The sequence below is a fragment of the Pseudomonas sp. B21-036 genome, assembly GCF_024748925.1.
Lineage (GTDB): Bacteria > Pseudomonadota > Gammaproteobacteria > Pseudomonadales > Pseudomonadaceae > Aquipseudomonas > Aquipseudomonas palmensis.
Genome location: NZ_CP087178.1, coordinates 3,371,271 through 3,392,233 on the forward strand (window position 1 = coordinate 3,371,271; position 20,963 = coordinate 3,392,233).

Below are 20,963 nucleotides of genomic sequence, written 5' to 3' on the forward strand. Positions count from 1 at the left end.
CTGTTGGTAAGTCGTGCGTCGTAGGGATCGGGCGCCGGGTTCATCCGCGGCGCCCCTGCAAGGCGATGCGCACCGGCAGGGTCAGGCTCGCTGGCGGGCGCTGGGTCATGGCCGGGGCGGCGCGCAACGCGGCCAGCACCTGGGCGTCCACCGCGGCATCGCCGCTGGAGCGCACCAGCTCGACGCGGGTCACCTCGCCGGTTTCGCTGAGCCAAACATCGCCCTGCAGGTTGAAGGTCAGGTTGCGCAGCTCGGGGTTGTCGCGCAGCAGGCGCTGGAAGGCATACGCCAGGAACTGGCCGTAGCTGCCGCTACCCAGCCCGCCACCGCCGCCGGCCATGCCGCCGCCCTTGCCGGCACCGATGTTGAAAGCGTCCCCGCCCGCCTGTGCATCGCCGTCGATCTGCATCGGGTTGGCCATGTCATCGGCCGGGCTCGGCGGCGCCTCCTCGGCCGGCTTGACCTCCTCGGCCTCGGGCACCGGCTGCGGCTCGACAATCTTTTCTTCCACGGGCGGCTCCGGTTCCTTGGGGGGCTCGGGGGGCGGCGGCGGTGGGGGTGGCGGCAGCGGAATGATCGCGGGGATCTTCGGTGCCTCGCGGCGCACCCCGCTCATGTCGTTGGCCCACTGCCACAGCAACCAGGCCAGGCCCGCGCCCACCAGTGCCACGACGCCCCACTTGAGCAGGCGCCGGCTATCGAACTTCTGGTTCATGGGCATCCTCAACCCTGGTTCGGCTTGCCGGTCACCAGCCCGACCTGGGCCAGCTCCAGCCGACGCAACAGGTCGAGCACCTCGACCACCTTCTGGTACTGCACCGCCGCGTCGCCGCGCACGATGATCGGGAAGTCCGGGCTGCGCGCCTTCTCGCTGCGCAGGCGCTCTTCCAGTTCGGCCAGGGTCACCGGGTAGGCGTCGAGAAACACCTGCCCGGCATCGTTGACCGAGATCGCCTTGGTCTTGGGCTGGGACAGCGACACCGAGGCACTGGCCTTGGGCAGCTGGATCTGGATGCCCGACACCTGCGCGGTGGCGGTGAGGATGAACATCACCAGCACCACCATCAGCACATCCACCAGCGGGGTGACGTTGATGCTGTCGACGGCCGCGTCGTCGTCATCGTCGTGGGAAGCATTCATGGCTGCCATGGCGCTCTCCTCAGGCCGGTACGGACGGGTGGGCAGCGTGGGCAGCACGCCGGTGGCTGGCCTCGCCGGCCTGGCCTTCGCCATGCAGCTCGGCCAGGCGCGTGATGAACTCGTCGACGAACACGCGCATGTCGGCGCTGACCTCCTTGTTGCGGGTGATCAGGCGGTTGTAGCCAAACAGCGCGGGGATCGCGACGAACAGGCCCATGGCGGTGGCCAGCAACGCCGCGGCCATGCCGGGGGCGATGGCGTTGATGTTCACGTCACCGGCCATCGCGGTGCCCAGGAACACCACCATGATCCCCAGCACGGTGCCCAGCAGGCCGATGTAAGGGCCGCCGGCAATCGCGTTGGACAGGCTCGACAGCTTCGAGCCCAGCGCCTGGTTCTCGCGGGTGCGCACCCCGTCCATGGAGCAGCGAATGGCCTCGATGGTGGCCGCCGACACCGCCGAGGTGTCGAAGCCCTGGGCGCGGCGGGTACGGATCTCCTTGACCGCCACCAGGTACAGGCGCCACAGCGACGAGTGCGTCAGGCGCTCGCCCAGGGCGGTGTCGTCGGCGAACATCTCAAGGCGCGTGCCGATGTTGGCGAACTGCTCGCGAAACAGCCGGTTGGCCTGGCTGACGTGGTTGAGGGTGCGGTTCTTGCGCAGCATGATCACCCACGACTGCACCATCATCAGCACCAGCACCGCGATGATGATCCAGGCGTCCAGCGGCACCGCCTTGAGCAGAAAGCCCAGGCTGCCGAAACCGAAACCGGACTGCTCTTCATCCACCCCGTACACCACCAGGCGCGACTCGGCGCCCTGGGCCAGCGCGTCGGCCTGCAGCACCGGCACGGCGCGGGCGATGCGCGACAGGCGCAGCTCGTCCATCGCCCCCACGAACGGCACATAGGCGCCGGCTGGCTGACCCTCGGCCGGCGGCAGGTCGGCGCCGATGGCCAGGGTCGAATTGAACGCCGGCACCGCCGCGGTCAGGCTGGCGACCTGGCGCCCGTCCACCAGCAGGCTGAGCGTACCGCCCTCGCCCACCAGCGCCAGGTGTTGCCACTGGCCGGCATCGAGCACCTGGCCGGCAGCGCTGCGCAGGCCGTTGACCTCGACGAACGGCAGGCCCTGGCTCACACCCAGCAGCAGGCGGTTTTCACCTTCATGGCGGGCCAGCAGCAACTGATCGCCCAGCAGCTGGTCCTGGCGTACCCAGGCGCTGAAGGTGAAGGCGGCGCCAGCTGGCAGTTGCAGCGACGGGCTGGGTGCCAGCAGCAGCGGCTGGCCGTTGAACTGGATGGCGCGACCGATGATGCCCTCGATGCTCGCCGCACTGCCCTGGGCCTGGTTGCCGTAGGGGCTGGCGTCACGCGGTGCGGCGCCGTCGAAGTGCATCAGCAGGGTGTAGTCGGCATCGAAGGCCGGTTGCGCATTGGCCGGCTGCGCCTTGGGGTTGCCGTAGTACATCCACAGGTCCTGGCGCTGGCCGCCCTGCACGTCCGGCACGTCGACCCAGATCAGCGCCATGCCCATCAGCGGGTCGAAGCTTTCGATCTGGTGGTTGAGCACGGTCTTGTCGTCGCTGGCCACGAAGCGGATGTCCGCGCCGTTTTCATTGACCCCGTCAAAGCTGAAATTGCCGGTGTGCAGGCGTACCAGCAGTGCCGTGCGGCCCAGCGACTGGGTCAGCGCCGCGCCCTGGGGCGTGGTGTCGACGGAAATCTGCTTGCGGAACTGCCAGTCGTCCTGCCACCAGGCACTGGCGCTGCCCGGCAGGGCAAAGCCCAGGCAAATGAGCAGGGTCAAGATGAGGCGTTGCATGGAATGTCTCCAGGGTCGATGCCGATGGGGTCAGAAGGTTGCCTGTACGCTGAAGTGCAGACGCGAGTGGTTTTTCTCGGTGTTCGCGCCGTCCTTGAGCGGCAGGCCCCAGTCCAGGCTGCCGGACAGCCAGTCGTTGAGGGTGGCGCGGGTGCCCAGGCCGACGCTGGCCAGGCTGAAGTGGTCGTCCTGCTCGGGCAGCGGGTCCTGCAGCGACAGCTGCGCGCCTTCGGCGAACACATAGAAGCGCCAGTCGCTGATGTAGCTGCCCACGTAGCGGCCCAGCGAGGGCGTGCGCAGTTCCTGGGAGAACAGCAGGCCGTCGTCGCCGGTGCGTTCGGCGGCCAGGTAGCCGCGCACCGAGGTGGCGCCGCCGGCAGCGAACTGTTCGTTGGACACCAGGGCCCCGGAGGCCAGTTGAAAGCCCAGCTTGGTTGCGCTCTGCCAGTCGCCGGCAAACGTGAAGGTGTAGTTCGCATCGCCCTTGAGCGCGGCGAAACTGGAGTCGGCGCGGTAGCGCTTGTAGTCGAAGGCCTCGTCGTCGCTGCCGTAGCCGAACAGCCGGCGTGTGCCGGCCACCAGGCTCAGGCCCAGCCCCAGCTGCGAGGCTTCGGTATAGCGAAAGCCGTTGTAGGCCAGGGTGATCGGTGCGTACTTGAGCGGCACGGTATCGCGCTCGCCGCCCAGTTCGACCTGCTCGTCGAAGTCCTTGAAGTCGATGCCCACGGAAAACGAGTTGGCCCAGTTGCCGTCCGGCACCAGTGAGTAGATCGCCGACAGCCCGTAGGAATGGCCCTTGCCCAGCACGTTGCTGCCGCCCACGGTGGCCACGCTGCTGTCGGACTTGTAGCCGCTGGCCTGCAGGGTCCAGCGCGGGTTCAGGGGCGCGCTGTATGAACCGGACCACACCTGCGCGTTGTCGGTGTCCTGGGGGGCGGTGAACCAGGTCAGCGACACGCTGTGACCCAGTTGCCAGAGGTTGTTGTAGCCCACGGTGGCCACGCTGCGCAGCTTTCTGGTGTCGGCGCTGTAGTCGTTGTTCAGGCCGATGCTGGCGTGCCAGGGCTGCTTGTCTTCGACCTGCAGGTCGACGTCCAGGGTGCCGGGGCGCTGGCCTTCGCGCACCAGTGGCATCACCTGGCGCCCGGGGCCGCGGTTGAGTGCGGCCAGTTCGCCCTGGACCTTGGCAAAGTCCGGCACCTGGCCCTCGCTCAGGGCCGGCACCTGCTCGCGGATCTCCACGGGCGAGTAATGCCTGGCGCCGACCACTCGTACCCGGCCGACCCTGGTTTCGCTGACCTGCAGGTACACCACGCCGCCTTCGACCTGCTGCTCGGGCAACTCGACGAACACCGACTGATAGCCCAGCGCCTGATAGCGTTTCTGCAGGGCCTCGCGGGCGCCTTCCAGATCCACCAGGGTCTTCTGCGGGCCGAGGTAGGGGTACACCGCCTCCTCGATGGCGCGGGCATCGAGCACGGTGTTGCCGCGCACCACGTACTCGTTGATATCGACGCGACGCTCGGCCTGTTCGGCGCTTGCGTGGTGGGTTCCCAGGGCCAGCAGCATCACTGCGCCGGCTCGCCACCCGTTGAAAAACAAATGCTCCACACCGCCCCCTCGTTCAAGGAAATCCGTCTGGCCCAGGGCCGTGTCTTATGAATGGTTGTCTGCGCCGCCGTGACCGGCGTGGCGGGCCAGCCAGCTGTGCAGCTGGGCCAGGTTGAGGCTGAACTCGGGCATCTGCGCCAGGCCCGCGTTGCACACCTCGTTGACGATCGACTGCAGCAGGCGCGTGGCCTGCTGGCAGGCCAGCAGTGCGTTGAGGTCGTGGCTGAACAGGTTGAAGCTCCACACCCGCGACTTGAGTTCCAGGCCCACGAACCAGCGGAACAGCAGGTTGTAGTTGAGCTGTTCGTAGAGTTGTTTTTCGCTGGGGACCGAATACAGCAGCTGCAACAGCAGCAGGTGCATCAGGGTGTGCGGGGCGATGCTCATCGCGTTGCGCCGGGCCAGGTCGGCCAGCTCCTGCGCGTGGGCGGCCAGCAGTTCCTCGACCCTGGGCTTGAGCATCACCAGCGAATGGCCTGGCGGGATGCAGCTGGAGACTTCCTTGAGCGCGCTTTGCCAGTCGTCCTGGGACACGATCCACACCCAGGGTGCGCCGTAGCGGTACACCGACACCGGTTGCTTGCGCGCGGCTTCGACGATCTTCGCCAGGCGTTGATCGAGTTCCTGCATTCCGACTTTTGCGTAGCGTTCCATGGTTCCCATCGCTCCACTCCCTTCGTCCCTGTGCGGCTGCGCAGTGACTGCACATACCCATGACGGGGGTGGCGCTTTGCTACCGAACTTTTGTCACCAAAGCTTCATGAAGAGAGATGCAGGGCCTGGGCTATCCAGCGCCCTCAGGGTCGTGCGCCGCCTGCGCGGCGCTCGATTTGAAGAGCGCCACAACTTCATCGACTGGCGCCTGCCGGGCCCGCCCCAACCGCCCGCCCCTCACCCCTGCTGCACCCAGACCAACCGAACCGCAAACCCCACCAGCAGCCCACCAAACACCCACTGCTGAACCTTCTGCGCCAGCGCGCGCTGCTCCAGTTGGCGCCCGACCCACCCGCCGGCCAGTGCATACACCCCATCGAACATCATCCCCATCACCACCAGCACCAGCCCCAGCAGCGCGAACTGCTCACCCACCGCCCCCTGTGCGGGGTGGATGAACTGCGGCAACAGCACCGAGCAGAACAGCAAGGCCTTGGGGTTGAGCAGGTTGGTCAGAAAGCCCTGCGCTATCGCCGCCCTCCACGTGCCCCGTACCGCTGCACCCCCCGGGCCCTGCACTGCACCCGCCACGGGCCTGAACATCTTCACCCCCAGCCACAGCAGATAGGCCGCCCCGGTGTACTTGACCACTTCGAACGTCCAGGGCAGTACCTTGAACAGCGTCGCCAGCCCGACGGCGGCCAGGGTCACGTGGCACGCCCGGGCAACCGCCAGCCCCAGCACGGTCGCCAGCGCCGCCCGCCGCCCCTGGCGCGCACCGGTCTGCAGCAGCAGGATCATGTCCGGGCCCGGCATCAGGTAGATCATCGTCAGGGCAGTCAGGTAGAGCAGTTTTTCGTCCATTTCAACGACCTCAGGCTGGGGCAACAGAGTGAAAATTCTATGCCGGAAGGTCGAGGCAGGTGCTTGCGTTATGCGCCCGCAACGGGGCTATTATTGGCAGGATGTACCAATTCGATACCTAGCCACAGGCCACTTATGCCAAACCACGACCCAACCTACCCCAAGCTGGACGGTTACGACCAACGCATCCTTGGCGCACTGCAGCGCGACGGGCGCCTCACCAACGTGCAACTGGCTGAAGAGATCGGGCTGTCGGCTTCGCCGTGCCTGCGACGGGTGAGGCTGCTGGAAGAAGCCGGGGTGATCCGCGGCTACCATGCCAGCCTCGAAGCCGAGGCGGTCGGCCTGGGGTTGACGGTGTTCGTGGGGGTGAAGGTCGAGCGGCACCATGAGGTCGAAGCGGAGAACTTCCGCCTGGCCGTGCTGGCCCTGCCCGAGGTGGTCAGCGCCTTTCTGGTGTCGGGCGAGTCGGATTTCCTGTTGCATGTGGTGGTGCCGGATCTGCGCGGCTATGAGCGGTTCCTGACCGACACGCTGCTCAAGCTGCCGGGGATCCGGGATATCCGCAGCAACTTCGCAATCAAGACGATCAAGCCGCAGGGGGCGCTGCCGCTGGGGCACCTGGGGCGGTAAGCGGGTAGCAACGACCGGCCCACCCGCCCCGAACCGAACCTGGCAACCCTACAGCACCAGATTCCCGCGCTCCTCCTGCGTCAACCGCCCCCGCGCCTGCTCATCCAGCGCCCCGGCCCCCAGCACCTGCACCGGGCTCTGCGGGTTGTACTGCGGCCCCAGGCTCGCGCCCTCCTTGCCCGGCACCAGGCGCTCGGTACCAAACCCCAGCACCTGCACGGTGATCACCGACGGCTGACGCTGGCGGGCCGCGGCCTGCTGCTGGCGCACCGCATCTTCGGCGGCCTGGGTCGCCGACGACGCCGCCGCACTCGCCGACGAGATCGCGCCGGTGTTCACCGCCGCCACCACCGGCATGCCCTTGGCATCACCCTGCACCTGGATGTTGGCCGCGTTCACCACCTGCAACGCGGCAATGTTGACGTTGCCCGACACCCGGATGCCCGCCTCCCCCGCATCGATGGTGCCCAGCGGCGCAATCAGGTCGATGTCCCCCGGCGGCACTTCCACCACCGGCGCCAGTGTGGCGATACCCGCACCGGTACTCGGTACCGTGGGCGACAGGCTGCTGTTGCCCCAGGTGTCGTACAGCCGGCGTGGCGGGGTGTAGACCACCGTGGTCTTGGAACCACGCCCGGCGTTGATGTCGCCCTCGGCCGACCAGCCCAGAATCGACCCGCCAAAGGTGGTCATGATGCGGCTCTGCCCCAGCAGGATGCTGCCGCGCGCGTAGAGCTGGATATCGCCGTTGCCCTGGGTGATGACCCCGGCACCGGCCGGCGGCGCCTCGCCCTCCACGCCGAACACCTGCTGGCCACCGGGGGTGAGCATCTGGATCGCGCCCCCCACCTGGGTACGCACCCCGGCCCCGCCGAACATCAGGATGTCGCCGTCGTAGCGGATCGGGTTGCCGGCCACGTCCTGCTCGGGGAACAGCGCCGCGATCGCATTGCGCCCGCGCAGGTAGCTGCCCTGGCGCGGCCCGCCCACGGTGTTGTACTCCAGGCCGCCGGCACGCAGCTCGGCAAAGTACACCTGGCGCGCAAACACCGCCTGCTCGGTCGCCGGCAGGCTGGCGAACCGCGCCCGCGCCTGGGCCGCATCGCCCTCGAAGGCGTAGCGCTCGGCCAGCCATTGACGCAACTCCTCGGCGTAGGTCTTGGCCACCTTGCCCGGCTGCGCCGCCAGGCTCTGGTTGTTGTCGGCAAGATTGACCGGGTTCAGGTACAGCTCGGCAAAGCGCGCATACCCTGGCCCCTGGGCGCCCACACCGGCCTGCAACACCAGGCTTGCGCCGGGGCGGTTGTCGCCGGTGACGATGGCGCCCAGGCTGGTGATGGCCGCGCGGTCCTCCTGGCGCAGGTCACGCCCGGCACTGACGGTGAGCGTGCCGGGGCCGGCCACGTTCAGGCCACTGAACAGGATGTCGCGCCCAGCCACCACCTGCGAGTGATCGGTGGCGTGGTTGTGCACGAACAGGTTGCCGCTGGACAGCGCCAGCGCACCGACGATGTCCGACATCATCGCCGGCACGTAGGTGGTCTCGCCAAGGCCGGTACCGCTGTACACGATGTCGCGCCCCGCCATCATCCACACCGGTGCGGCGCCCTCGTACCAGACGGCCCCATTGCGCGCATTGCCGAAGTTCAGGACCTCGCCCGAGCGCACCCCCACCAGGTCGCCGCTCACGGCGTAGATGCGCGCCGGCTGCAACTGCCCGTAGGCATTGGCGGTGCTGGTGCTGCCAAAGGCGAACAGCGGGAAGCGACCCGCTTCCAGGTCTGCCGCAATCCCGTCTGGCCTCTGGTTGCTGACGCTGTGGCCGTTGTAGCTGCCGATGAAACCCGGGTTGAACGGCGTGGCCAGGGCCGACGGTGCGGCGCCGGACTGGTTGATCGCATAGCCACCGGCGTAGATCGAACCCTGCGCCACCAGCTGCAACTGGGCATTGGCCGAAGGTGCCAGCAGCAACGAGTAGCCACTCGCGCCCTGCAGCCGGTTCTTCTCCCGGTACTGCGCGGAGTTCCCGTAGTACAGGTTGCCGGAGGCCGCCACCGCACGCAGGATCGACGGGTAGACAAAGCGCCCGTCGGTGGGCGAGGTATCCAGGCCGGACAGCGCATCACCGCTGACCGGCTGGGTCAATTCGATCAGCTGGGTGCTGGGGGTCAGGTCACCGCCCGCCGAGAACAGGTCGATGGCAGTGTTCGCCGTCCACAGGCTGAACCAGCTGTTGCCGCCCCCCGCCGCCGTGCCGAACGGCGTGGTGTTGAGCGTGGGCACACGGCCCGGGTCGGCCGCCGCCCCCAGCACCAGGTCGCCCCGGGTGCTCAGTTGCACCGTGGCGTCGCCGGGCACCACCACCAGGCCGCCTTTGGCGCTGGCCAGGGTGGCCTGGAACGGGTCGTAGGCGCGGGTTTCGTGGCTGTCCTGCTGTATCCCGAGCGCGCCGTAGGCACGGTCGATACCGCCCAGGGCCGCTGCCGACACCTGCAGGTTGCCGCGCAGGTTGACCAGGGTACCCTGCAGGTCATGGGCGGCCACGCCCAGTACATCGGCGTTGTCGCCACGCCCCAGGGCCGCCTGGGTCGGGTTGACGGCGCCGCCGACCTTCAGGTTCAGGTCGCCGCCACCGCCCAGCGTCAGGATGCCATCGCGGCCCACGCGGCCGGTGCTGCCCACCGCCAGTTGCAAGGCCTGGGTACGTGCGCTGTCGTCCCACTGCGTGCGGTACTGGTCAGCGGTATTGCCGATCACATCGAGGGTACCGGCCTGCCCGCCCACCGTGACATCGAGGTTGCCCCCGCCCAGGGTGCCGAAGCCGGTGAAGCCGGCCACCACACTGTTGCGCTGGTAGCGCACATAGGTGCCGAAGTTGATCCACCAGGCCGTGGGTATCTGCTCGTCTGCCGCCAGCGCGTTGCCACTGCCCTGGCGCCACAGCCAGTTGCCGACCTGTGCGGTGGGCAACTGGTAGGCCAGGCGGGTCAGGCTGCCATATTCGCGGCTGAGGGAGTTGCCCGTCAGGTTGCCCCCCACCGTCAACAGCAGGTTGCCGCCCTGCTCCGGGTACCAGGCCTGGTACAGGCTCTGCGCGCCGCCATCGACCAGCGCCTCGTAGCCGCCGAGAAACTCCGGCAGCACCTGCCCGTCATTGGCCTGCCCGCGTGCCAGTTGATAGGCGGCGGGCACCGGGGTCGCCGTACCGGCGGTGTACACGCCGAACAGCGTGGTCATGTCCAGGTTGCCGGCGGCGATCAGGTCCAGGTCACCGGTACCGGTACGCAGCACGCTGTAACGCGAAGCGCCGCCGGGCACCGTGTCGTGCTCGGTGTTGCCCGGCGCGGTCATCACGCACCAGGTGGGGAACTCATCGCACAGGGTGGGGTAGCCAATCGCATCGAAGTCGATCAGATCGCCCGGCCTGGCATCTGCGCCAAACCCGTCGATGCCTTCCTGGGTCCAGGCCAGGCCACCGCCGGCGGCCGGTGCCCTGGCGCACCAGGTGGGGAACTCGTCGCACAGCGTGGGGTAGCCGATGGCGTCGAAATCGATCAGGTCACCGGGCTTGGCGTCCACGCCAAAGCCGTCGATGCCTTCCTGGGTCCACACCAGGCCGCCGCCGGCAGCCGGTGCCCTGGCGCACCAGGTGGGGAACTCGTCGCACAGCGTGGGGTAGCCGATGGCATCGAAGTCGATCGGGTCGCCGGGCTTGGCGTCCACACCAAACCCGTCGATGCCTTCCTGGGTCCACACCCAGCCGGCACTGGCGCCTACCGCCAGCATGCCCACGTGGTGGTCGGCCAGGCGCAGGCGCCCGCTGGCGTTCGGGTCGGCCAGGCGCGGGTCGGCCGCCGTGGTATCGGCACCGGCCACCACGCGCAGGTTCCACGACTGCGAACCGGCCGGCAGCATGCTGGCAACCGCCCAGTTGGTGCCCTTGCCCTCGCTGCGCAGCGCCACCGAGCCCACGCCCCCCAGCTTGATATCGGTGCGCGGCGGAATGATCGCGCCGCGTTGCAGCACCAGGTTGCCCGCCAGCAGCACCAGGTCATCGGCGCCACCGTTCAGCAGGTGGCCCGGATCGGACGGCAGTGCCACGCCTTTTGGCCAGGTCATGGCCGTGACGGGCGTGTTCACCACCAGCCGCGTGCCGGCGCCCAGTTGCATGCCCGCTTCCAGGCGCAGCGGGGCCTCCAGGCGGGTGCCCGCCGCCAGTGCCTGGCTGCCGTCGGCGTTGTAGAGCGCCGCCGAGAGCACGGTGCCAGCCGGCAGCTCGATCGCGGCCGAAAGGGTTGCACGCACTGGCAGCACAGCGCCCGAGGCCAGCACGCGCGCCTGTATCGGCAGGTCATAGTTGAGCACCTGGCCGGCCAGAAAACCGGTGCCCTCGTGCAGCTCGACCCCGCCGTTGGGCACCACCACCTGGGCGCCATAGGCCAGGCGCCCTTCCAGCAGCACCCAGCCGCCGTCGTCCTGGGTCTCGGGTGGCGGCGCGAAGCCGTCGTTGATGCTGCCCAGCACCTCCACGTCGCCACCGGCACGCAGGCTCAGGCTGCCGGCCTCGCCCGAGCCGTACACCGCGCCGGTCTTGTGCACGTTGGGGTTGAGGCTGGCATAGCGGTAGCGCGACAGGTCGAGGTCGCCGCTGACCACCAGGTCGCCGTCGGTGATAACTTCAAGCCCCGGGCGCAGGTGGAACTGCTGGGCGTAACCCTTGACCAGGCCGGCGAGCTTGCCGTTGACCAGCGCCGTGTTGGCCAGGGCGCTGTCGATGAACTGCACGCTTTGCGCGTGGCGTGCGTCAAGGTAGGCCTGGTCGATCTGGACATAGGGCTTGCCGCTGACATGCGGGTCGACGCCCTGCGGGGCCGCATGATCGCGCGCCATGGCGAACAGGTCGATGCGCTGCGCACCAAGAATCGACAGCGCCTGCGAGGCGTCGATGGCGATGTCGCCATGGGTCGGGTCGTCGGCCCGCAGCCGCGGCGCATACAGCGCCAGGGTGCCGCGCTCGCGGCCATCGTGCTGGCCGGCGGCGCCGCCGCGGGGTGCGTCGGTGCCATGGCGCAGGTCGATACGCACGCCACGCGCCAGGGTCAGTTGCCCGGCACCGGCATTCAGCTCCACCGTGGCCCGGTTGGGGCTGTCGATGATCTTGCCGTAGCTGTCCACGCGCAGCACGCTGCCATGTGCATCGAGCACCGCGCCCTGGGCCAGGGTCAGACCATTGCCGGCGGCCAGGCGAATGCTGCCGACACGCTCGCCGCTGGCATCGATCAGGCCGTTGACGCGCAGATGGCCGTTGTCCAGCGACACCTGCACCTGGTTGGCGCGCACCCCGTTGCCGATCTGCAGGTTGCCCTGCTTGAACTGGAAGCGCCGGCTGCCATGCACGCCGCCGTCGTTCAGGCGCTGGTTGAGCGTGGCGAAGGCACTGCTCAGGTCACCGGCCAGCCCTTGGGCACGCAGGGTGAAACCCGCACCCGCGTAGGGCACCTGGGTGCCCCCGGCATCGTAGTGGCCGGAGCTTGCGCCCAGGAGGCGGCCTTGCAGGTCGACCTGGCCGGCACTGGCGTCCAGCGCCACCACCTCCAGGCTGCCGGCCTGGTTGTGTTCGGCGTGCAGGTCGATGCTCGAGCCGGCCGCCTGGTGAATGTTGCCGTGCTGGCTGCGCAGGATCACGTCGCCGCCCCAGCTGTACTTGACCAGGTCGTTGAGGCTGACCTTGCGCCCGGCCAGGTCCAGTTGCGCCGCCTGGCCCAGGCGCAGGTCGCCCTGGCTGTCGAGGGTCAGCTTGCCGCTGGGCAGTGCCACGCGGGTGTCGAGGTCGATGCGCTGCGCGCTGAACGACCATTCGGCGCCCAGCGCCCCGGCCTTGAGCTGCGCGTCGGCGGTGCTCGGCGCCGCCCCCGCGAGCATCTGCAGGGCACCGCCGACGCGCACCTGGTTGACCGAGCCGGCTTCACCGGTCACCAGCGGGGTGCGCACCAGCAGGTTGCCGCCGCTGTAGCGGTAGCCTTCGCCGGTCACATACTCGCCGCGTGACTGATACACCGACAGGCTGCCACGGTGGTTGGCAGTCAGGCGTTCGCTGGCCAGCAGCGCCACGTCGCTGAAGCCCAGCGCCAGGCGCTCGAACGCCGGCTGGCTGCTGCTCTGCGCCTGCGGGCCATACCCCAGTTCGATGCGCCGGGCTTCGATCTGCAGCCGCCCGCTGCCGGTGCCGGCACCGTTGCCGAGCAGGGCCGGCGCGGCCTGGGTGGCGCCACTCCAGATCAGGTTGCCGGTACGAACGCTGGCCACGTCAGTGGCCGCGCCATGCCCGTAGATCGCGGGGGTGCCCAGCACCAGGTTGCTCAGGCGCGACTTGCCGGTCGCCGGGTCGAGGGTGTCGAGCGCGGTGGTGCCGAAGAAGTTGAGGCTGTCCTGCACGGTCAGCGTCAAGGTTTCCAGGGCCGGCGCGCCACGGCGGGTATCGCCCTGCAGCAGGCGGTCGAGCACCTGCTGGTTGAGGGTCAGGCCGCTGGGCAGGTAGCCCGCCGCAGCGGCGGCGGCCAGGCTTTGCGCACTGCCGACGTTGATCGCGCCCACCGCCAGGGTCAGGTTGCGGGTGCCGAAGCGCACCTGGTCGTCGAGGCTGAAGCGGTTGTTGGTGGCGGCGGCAATGGTGCCTTCGGAATACAGCTCGGTCTGGCCGCTGCACCGCGTCAGGCAGCCGCCGATCAGGATGCTGCCCGGCCCGGTGATCGTCCCGCTGGGCGCTTGCGGCGCCAGCACGTCGACCCAGCCATTGGACACGATCAGCAGGCTGCTGTTGTGCGGGTTGTAGAGGTAGCCGTCGCGGCTGTCGTAGGCGGGTGCGCCCTGCCCGAGCGTATCGATGCTCGCGCCTTGCTCTATGTTGATGGCGCCGGCAATGCGTCCGGTAACCATCAGCACTTCGGCGGCCTTCAGGTGCGCGCCACCCTTGAGCACGATGCTGGTGCCCCTGGCATCACCGAACAGCAGCTGGTTGCCACCCTGCCCGTACACCCGCTGCCCGGCATGGCCGATGCGCAGGCTGCTGGCACCCAGGGCGTTGAGCTGCGACGCGGCAATGGCGGTTTCGCCGGCACCCGGTGTGGCGGGCGCGTTGTCGCCGTGGATCACCAGGGTGTCGCCGAACAGCACCGTGGCGATGCTGCCGTGGCCCTTGTCCGCCGGTTTGTTCAACAGCACGCCCTGCATGCTGAAGCCGGGCCGCGTGGTGTCGTTATGGCCCAGGTCCAGGGTCAGGCCCTTGGCATCGATGGGCAGCGCGGCACGCGGGATACCCAGGCGTGCGGCATCGTTGAGCAGGAACTGGCTGAAACTGGTTTCGTTGTATTGCGAGTACCGACGCAAGGTGTCGGCACCGGTCAGTATCAGGTGCTGCGACAGGGCATCGCCCAGCCCGCTGCCGGCGATCGAGCGCTTGCCGGTCAGGCCCCATGAGCCATTGCGCAGCGCCGTGGCACCTGCCTGCGGCGCGCCGACGCTGGCCTGGCCGTTGACCTCGACACGATAGGCCCCCGGCAACAGCGCATAACTGGCCGGCAGCAAGGTGTAGGTGCCGGCGGGCAGGCCCGGTATCCCGGCGTCCAGGGTGATCTGCTGGCCCACCAACGGCATCGAACCCGATGGCTCGCCCGCCACCGCTTCGGGCGCCACGCTGGCCTGCACACCGGGCACGATGGCGTACACCGGGTTGTCCGCCAGGCCCGGCAGGCTGAAGCTGCCATCGGGGTTGTTGCGCACCAGCGGGTGATAGCGGGCATCGGTGGAGCCGCCGCGCCCGGAGATGAAGCCGGCGCCGCGCACATCGCCACCGCCGGACAGGTCGATTACCGCACCGGGTTGGACCGCGATGCTGCCACCGCCCAGGGTCACGTTGAGCCAGCCGTTGGGCAGGCTCTGGCCCAGCACCGTGCTGTTCAGCGACTGGCCGGCGAAGTTGTACACCAGGCCATCTACCGTGCCGCCATAAGGCATCACCAGGCCGGCGGCACTGACCGAAGTCAGGCTGCCAGGGCGCAGGGTCACTTCGCGGGTGCTGGCGGTGCCCAGTACCAGGGCGCCGAGGGGCGCGCGCAGCACGCCCTGCTGGTCGATGGTGTCGGCCTGTATCGACAGCGCGCCAAACAGCGAATAGGGCTGGGCAGGCGTGGCCGCGCTGCTGCGCGCAATCTTCACATGCTCGGCCTTGATCACTGCCACGGCATTGGTGCCAGGGTAGATCTGCGCCGCGCTCAGGGTCAGCGTGCCCGGCGCCACCAGCCGCGTGTCGTTACCGCCCAGTGTCTTGAGCAGGCGCAGATCGCCGCTGCTGTTCAGGCTGACCTGATGGAAGCCGCGTCGATCGATGCTCAGCGCTTCACTCACCCCCGTGCCGAACTTCAGGGTATTGCGTACGTCGATCAGCGCCGCATCCACCTGCAGCCTGGCCTGATCGGCTTGCGACGAAAGCGCGATACCGATCTGATTGTTGGTGAGGCCCGGCCCGGCCGGCGGCAGGCTGGTGTACCCGGCCAGACGCACATGCGCAGCCGACAGGCGCACCCAGGTATCGGCGCGAGCCCCTTCGGCCAGCCCCAGTGCGCCGGCATACAGGTGCAGGCTGCGCGCCGGTTGCAGCGTCACGTCGTCGGTAAAGCTGATCACGCCGCGGCTGAACAGCGTCAGTGCATCGAACCCGCCCTGCGCCACCTGGGCCACGCTGAGGTGGCCATGGCCATGTTCCAGCTTACCGGCCTGGTTGGCGAAGGCTTCCCCGCGCGGGCTGATACGCAGCTCGCGCTGGCGGATGGCCTCGGCATAGGCCGGGGTGATCGGGTAGGTACCGCTCTCCAGCGCAAGGGTCAGGCTGCCGCCCGCCACGCCAGCGCCACCCGCCGCTGCACGCAACTCGCCGTCCACGTACAGGCCATTGATCGAACTCAGGCTGATGCTGCCGCCCTGGCTGGCCAGCCGAGTCGCGCCAACCCCGGGAACATCGACGCTCATCTGGCTGCCGGACGCATCCAGTACAGCGCCACGCTCGACCACCACGAACAGGTCGGGGGCCAGCGCGCCACCCAGGTTGGGGTCGAAGGTGCTGCCGATGACGATACTGCCGCCCTGGCGCAGTTCGCCATAGCGCTCGCCACGCGCGTCCACGGCGGTGACGGCACGGGCCGATACGTCGAGCAGCGCCCCGGCGCCGACCCGGATCGCCCGTTGATGCGGCTCGAACCGCACCGCACTGGTCAAGGCCTCCTGCACAACAGTGTCAGCCAGGGTGATCTGCCCGCCGTGTGCCACCAGGCTGCCGTCAACCTGCAGGCCACCGGGGCTGCGCAACGTGATGGACTGCCCGTCATCGACCTGGATACGGCTGCCGCTGGCTACCTGCAGCCAGCGTGACGCCACCTGCTGGGCCGACTGGTCCAACTCGCTGCCCGCCTGCAGCAGCAGGCTGGCACCGGCGCGCTGGGTCAGGACGCCCTTGGCCGCGTTCTCCAGGTACTGCGGTGGCGTCCACAGTTCCAGCGCCTCGCCCGCCGAACGGGCATCGCCGCGCAGGCGATACACCGGCCGCGTCACCTGCACCTGGCTGTCGGCCGCCACCTCCAGGCGCTGGTTGCCCACCACCTCGTAGCGGGCAAAGCCCTTGGCGAAGAAATCGCTGCCCAGGTTCAGGCTGGCCGCCGGGGTGTCGGCGCCGATGCTCACGGTGTCGCCGCGCAGGGCCAGCGTACCGGCGCCCGTGGTGCCGTACCCGCGCAGCTCGCCGCCCAGCAGCAACTGCCCACCGGCCCCGCCCGAGGTCAGGCTGGCCAGGCTCAGGTCGCCACCGGCACCCCCGCGCCAGCTGCCGTCGGGGGTGCGCGCCGCGCCGCTTTCCACACTCAGCACACTGCCCTGGCCCAGGCGAATGTCGCCGGTGCCACGCAGGGCCAGCGAACCGCCGTCCAGCCAGGCCGACAGGTCGGCGGGCTGCGCACTGACGCCGTCCTGGCGCCGGCCGCTGGCCTCCACGCGAACCCCGTCGGCCACCTCGATACGCGCGGCCAGGCCGGCATTGCCGACCCGCAGGCTGTCCGAGCCGCGTTGCAGGTTGCCCAGCAGCAGGTCGCCGCCATGGCTGACCAGGTCGGCGTTTATCTGCACCTGTGGCGCCAGCAGGCTCAGGCCGGCGCCGTCGGCCAGGTTCAGCGCCTGCTCCAGGCGGATGCCCTCATACGCGGCCACCTGCAGGCCGCCAAGCTCGCGCAGGCGCTCGGCTTCCAGGCGCAGGACGCCTTCGCGCTCGGCCTCGACCGGGGCGTCGAGGGTCAGTGAGCCGCCCTGCACCTGCGAGCCGATCACCACCTGGTGCAGGTTGCCCGCGCCGGCGTTGAGCACGCTGCCCGTGGCGGTGGGCCGGTAGTCGCCAACGATCAGCTGCGCGCCGCGGGCCTGGCTCAGCTGGCTTTGCCGGTAGCCGTCGAGGCCGGTCTGGGGGGCCTGCAGCTGGTGGTCGCCCTTGAAGGTTTCGCCCAGGATCTCACCGCCCAGCTGCGCATTGGCGGTGCCGACCACCAGCCGCCCGGCATCGCGGCCAACGGTGTAGCCGTTCTCCAGGCGCTCGCGCGGGGCGATCAGCGGGCTGTAGAAGTAGCGGGTCTGGCCCCAGCGTGCGCTGTGCTGCTCGTAGCCCTTGTACACGCCCTGGTACAGCACATCGCCAGGGGCACGCGAGAGGTTGTACAGGCGCCCGTCGGCGCCCTTGAGCCAGGTCTGCTTGAGGTAGCCGGTGGCCACGTCCAGCGTGCCGCCCGAGAGGTTGACCAGCGAGCCGGCCTGGGTCACCAGGTCGCCCCCGGTGAAGCTCACCGTGCCGCCCTGGGCCAGCCACTCGCCCAGCCCGTGGCTGCGCGTGCCGAGGTAGCCGCCCACTTCCAGCAGGCCGCCGGCGGTGTACCAGCGCTCGCCCTCGTAGCCGTTGGTGCCGGCGGCCACGTGCACCAGCTCGCGGATGTCGACCCACACATCGGTGCTGTTGAGCGCGCCGCTGTCGCGGTTGCCCGCCGCGTCGCGCTGCTCGTTGCCCTGGATGTTGACCTTGATGCTGTTGCTGTCCATGGCCAGCTTGACCCCGACCGCGCCCGCCACGTCCAGCACCGCGCCGTCGCGCAGCAGGCTGCGCTGGCCGGCACTCACCGCCACCTGGCCGCCGGTGGCCAGGGTCAGCGAGCCGCCCTGGAAGTCCACCGTGCCGCCACTGACGATCTCCACCCGCGACAGGCTGCGGTCATCGGCCACCGCGCTGAGGTTGTCGAACGCGCCGTTGCGCTGGTTGACCTGCCCGCCCAGGTCCTTGCGCACCGCCTCGCGCTGGCTGTCCAGTGCGCTGCCGGGGTTGGCGTCGATGACGATGGCAGTGGTGCTGCCGGCGGCCAGGGTCACGTTGCCGGTGCGGTCGCTGGCCGCGTTGAGCAGGTGGATGGTGCCGCGGTTGTCGATCGAGCTGGTGGCCACGGCCACGCCCTGCTGGCGCACCTGATGCCCGGTCAGGGTGATGTCGCCCTGGCTGGCCTGGATCAGCCCGCTGTTGCTCACCGTGCCGGCCGTGCTGCCGGCCTTCAGGGTGGTGGCCACCTCGTTGCCGGGGGTGGTGGAGTACGGGTTGCCCGCCGTGCCGACGCCCTTGCGGATGTAGAAGGTATCGCCTGCCGCCAGGGTCGCCTGGCCCTTGGCGTTGATCAACTGGCCGGCGTTCTCCACCTCGTGGCCCAGCAGCAGGGTGTAGCCACCGCCCTGGGTGGAGCTTGCCGGGGCGTGGGTCTGGATCAGCGCGCCGCGCTCGACCATGACCTTGCCGGCGGCATCGGTGAAGGTCGGCTGGCTGCCCAGGCTGTCCACGTACAGGCCGCGCTCGGTGAACTGCTGGTCGCTGATGGTGGCGGCGGCCGCCGTCAGGTTGCGCACGTTGATCTGGCTGCTGCCGCTGAACACGATGCCATTGCGGTTGACGATCATCAGCGTACCGTCGGCCTTGATCGTGCCCTGGATCTGGCTGGGCGCGACGCTGTTGCCGACGCGGTTGAGCAGTGCCCAGTTGGCGTTCTGCTGGAAGGTCAGCTGGGTATCGCGGCCGACGTTGAAGGTTTCCCAGTTGAGAATCGCCTTGTCGGCGGTCTGCTTGATCGTCACCTGGGTGGTGCCGCCCTTCTGCGTCTGTACCGGAGCCTCGGCGTTGGTGAACAACGGCTTGCCATTGGCATCGAGCAGCGGGTTCAGGCCATTGCCGCCCAGGCCGTTGTGGATGCTCGAGGGCGCCGCCAGCGCGGCGGCGCGGCCGGCCGCCTGGGCAGCCTGTTGCGCGGCGATGGCGGCCACGGTGTTGTTGAGGTTTTGCAGCGAACGCTGCAACTGGGCATTGGCACGCTGCTGCTGGGCCAGCGGCGGTGGCAGCCCCGGCAACTGCACCGCACCGCCCTGCCCGCCCGTACCGCCGGCCTGCGGCGCGCTGCCCTTGGCCGCGAACCAGGCCGAACTGAACGCCGCAGGCGCCGCCTGCACGCTGCCGGCCAGGGCCAGCAGCGCAATCACCTGGGCCAGCGGCTTGAGCCGCAGCAGGGGCATATCGGCCTGACGGTGGGTACGGTGGGAGGGCGAAGCAGCAGTGCCAAGGCGCATTGCAATCAATCCTTTTCTGGTCCATCGCGGTAATGGGGTGCCACACGCCGGTGCGGCCGGTGACCTATGACATAGGCGGTTGCACGGGCGGCAGACCGAACCTTTGTCACGCAAAGTTCATGTGATCGGTGGCGTTCTGAAACGCAAAAGCCGGTAACGGCGCGAGCCGTTACCGACGGGGTACAGCGACAGGCGTCGGCGCGGCTTAGGCCGGGCGACCCTGGGTGTTGCACACGCTGAGGTTGTTCACGCCCAGTGCGCCGGACTGGTTGGCGAACTGCAGGCGAACGGCGTTTTTCCAGGCTGGGCTCAACGGGATCAGCTTCTGCGCGATGATGGCCGCATCGTTGTTGGTGGTGGCGCCGTAATGACGGTTCAGGAAGGCGACGACGGCGGTGCCGTCTGCGGCGTCCTTGTAGCACTGACCGAAGATCAGGTTGGTGTAGGCAACGATGGAGTAGCCGGTGGCCGGGTTGGCCAGCACCGGGGCCCAGTTCTGCGGAATCGCGCGTGCGGCGGCGGTGGCCGGTGGCGCGGCGTTGGCCAGTGCAGTCTGCACGTTGCCGACGGTTGGCAGCAGGTTGTTGACGCGGGCGACCTTGGCGTTGTTGGTGGCATCCACGTCTTCAGGGCCTACATAGCCGATGGCGTCTTCGGTGCCGTACACCGAGGTCACGATATCGCCGCTCAGGGCAACACCCTGGAACGTGGCAGGCTCTGCACCGACCTGAGCGGTGGTGAAGGTGCTGCTGACGCCGAACTGGGTCGGGCACTGGCTGTTCAGGTGACGGGTGAAGATCTCGGAGGTGCCGCTGCTGCCGCTGCGGTAGAACACCTTGATGGCCTTGTTCGGGTAGCTGGCGTCGATCTGGTTCCAGTTGCTGATCGAACCCGAGAAGATCCCGCACAGCTGGGCGCTGGTCAGGTTCAGGTCGTTGACGGCAGTGCCGTTGGCCAGCTTGAGGTTGTACGGGATGGTGACCGAGGTGGCTGCCGACGGAACCTGGATCAGCGGGCCCCACTTGTTGGCGACGTCGTTGCCGGCGCTGTTGTGGTCCAGGTTGTAGGTGTTGATTTCCGCATCGGAAAGGATCGAGTCGCTGCCTGCGAAATCGACGGTCACACCGGCGGGCTTGTTGATATCGGCGGCACGGTTGAACAGGAAAGCCGACTTGCCTTTACCGCTGCCAACACCGGTGTAGGTGTCGAAACCGGCGCCCAGTACGCCTGGGGTGGTGTACAGGCCTTGTGGCAGGGTGGCACCGCCACCGACAACCGCTGCCATCGATTGAGCCGAAGCCAGTGCGGCAACAGCCAGCGAGGCTGCGATCATAGTGCGCTTAAACATGAAGAAGCTCCTTTCGTCGTGTTCGTACGTTGAGGTGAGTCGCGCTTGCATGTCACGGTGGCGTGGCGCAGCGCCTTGATCCAGAGGGCTTGCTGGCCGATCCACGAGGCTTAGGTTGGCAGTGCGCGGTGACAGTCAGAGGAAAAAACATCGGGAGCTTGGCGGGTAATTTCTCGGGTGTTTCGGGTGGCCTCATCGCGGGTCAAG

The 20,963-nt window shown here is 68.7% G+C and carries 8 protein-coding genes and 1 pseudogene; 1 reads left to right on the top strand and 8 read right to left on the bottom strand.

The features are described from left to right. Window positions 1–40: 40 nt before the first annotated feature. The 6 genes and pseudogenes from LOY33_RS15180 to LOY33_RS15205 form a co-directional block, all read right to left on the bottom strand. Complete coding sequence (locus LOY33_RS15180) at window positions 41–715, bottom strand: energy transducer TonB (RefSeq protein ID WP_240619904.1); 675 nt, start codon at window positions 713–715, stop codon at window positions 41–43. An 8-nt stretch (window positions 716–723) separates the two neighbouring features. Continuing rightward, on the bottom strand, window positions 724–1,149 hold the full coding sequence (locus tag LOY33_RS15185; protein WP_043860333.1) for a biopolymer transporter ExbD: 426 nt from the start codon (window positions 1,147–1,149) through the stop codon (window positions 724–726). A gap of 10 nt (window positions 1,150–1,159) precedes the next feature. Continuing rightward, on the bottom strand, window positions 1,160–2,965 hold the full coding sequence (locus LOY33_RS15190) for a DUF2341 domain-containing protein (protein WP_054916079.1): 1,806 nt from the start codon (window positions 2,963–2,965) through the stop codon (window positions 1,160–1,162). 30 nt (window positions 2,966–2,995) lie between these two features. Beyond that, a complete protein-coding gene (locus LOY33_RS15195; RefSeq protein ID WP_088515468.1) occupies window positions 2,996–4,534 on the bottom strand; it encodes a ShlB/FhaC/HecB family hemolysin secretion/activation protein in 1,539 nt (512 codons plus the stop codon). 87 nt (window positions 4,535–4,621) lie between these two features. Further along, a pseudogene (locus LOY33_RS26090) lies at window positions 4,622–4,936 on the bottom strand (transposase); the annotation flags it as partial. A gap of 531 nt (window positions 4,937–5,467) precedes the next feature. After that, entirely contained in the window at window positions 5,468–6,094 is a 627-nt protein-coding gene (locus tag LOY33_RS15205; RefSeq protein ID WP_078481895.1) for a LysE family translocator, read from the bottom strand. A 135-nt stretch (window positions 6,095–6,229) separates the two neighbouring features. Between LOY33_RS15205 and LOY33_RS15210 the strand changes: the two genes are divergently transcribed. After that, the gene (locus LOY33_RS15210; protein ID WP_058541157.1) at window positions 6,230–6,727 is read left to right on the top strand and encodes an Lrp/AsnC family transcriptional regulator; all 498 of its coding nucleotides are present in this window, start codon (window positions 6,230–6,232) and stop codon (window positions 6,725–6,727) included. Between the two features lie 48 nt (window positions 6,728–6,775). Here LOY33_RS15210 and LOY33_RS15215 read toward each other — a convergent pair whose 3' ends face one another. Together LOY33_RS15215 and LOY33_RS15220 are read right to left on the bottom strand one after the other, a co-directional pair. Continuing rightward, entirely contained in the window at window positions 6,776–19,408 is a 12,633-nt protein-coding gene (locus LOY33_RS15215) for a filamentous hemagglutinin family protein (protein ID WP_258659286.1), read from the bottom strand. 205 nt (window positions 19,409–19,613) lie between these two features. Then, complete coding sequence (locus LOY33_RS15220; RefSeq protein WP_043860338.1) at window positions 19,614–20,756, bottom strand: substrate-binding domain-containing protein; 1,143 nt, start codon at window positions 20,754–20,756, stop codon at window positions 19,614–19,616. Window positions 20,757–20,963: the final 207 nt, after the last annotated feature.

Excerpts from the sequence above, each read along its gene's own strand:
- LOY33_RS15215 (WP_258659286.1), bottom strand. The coding sequence starts at position 19,408 with ATGCGCCTTGGCACTGCTGCTTCGCCCTCCCACCGTACCCACCGTCAG.
- LOY33_RS15195 (WP_088515468.1), bottom strand. The coding sequence starts at position 4,534 with ATGCTGCTGGCCCTGGGAACCCACCACGCAAGCGCCGAACAGGCCGAG.
- LOY33_RS15185 (WP_043860333.1), bottom strand. The coding sequence starts at position 1,149 with ATGGCAGCCATGAATGCTTCCCACGACGATGACGACGACGCGGCCGTC.
- LOY33_RS15190 (WP_054916079.1), bottom strand. The coding sequence starts at position 2,965 with ATGCAACGCCTCATCTTGACCCTGCTCATTTGCCTGGGCTTTGCCCTG.
- LOY33_RS15180 (WP_240619904.1), bottom strand. The coding sequence starts at position 715 with ATGAACCAGAAGTTCGATAGCCGGCGCCTGCTCAAGTGGGGCGTCGTG.
- LOY33_RS15220 (WP_043860338.1), bottom strand. The coding sequence starts at position 20,756 with ATGTTTAAGCGCACTATGATCGCAGCCTCGCTGGCTGTTGCCGCACTG.
- LOY33_RS15205 (WP_078481895.1), bottom strand. The coding sequence starts at position 6,094 with ATGGACGAAAAACTGCTCTACCTGACTGCCCTGACGATGATCTACCTG.
- LOY33_RS15210 (WP_058541157.1), top strand. The coding sequence starts at position 6,230 with ATGCCAAACCACGACCCAACCTACCCCAAGCTGGACGGTTACGACCAA.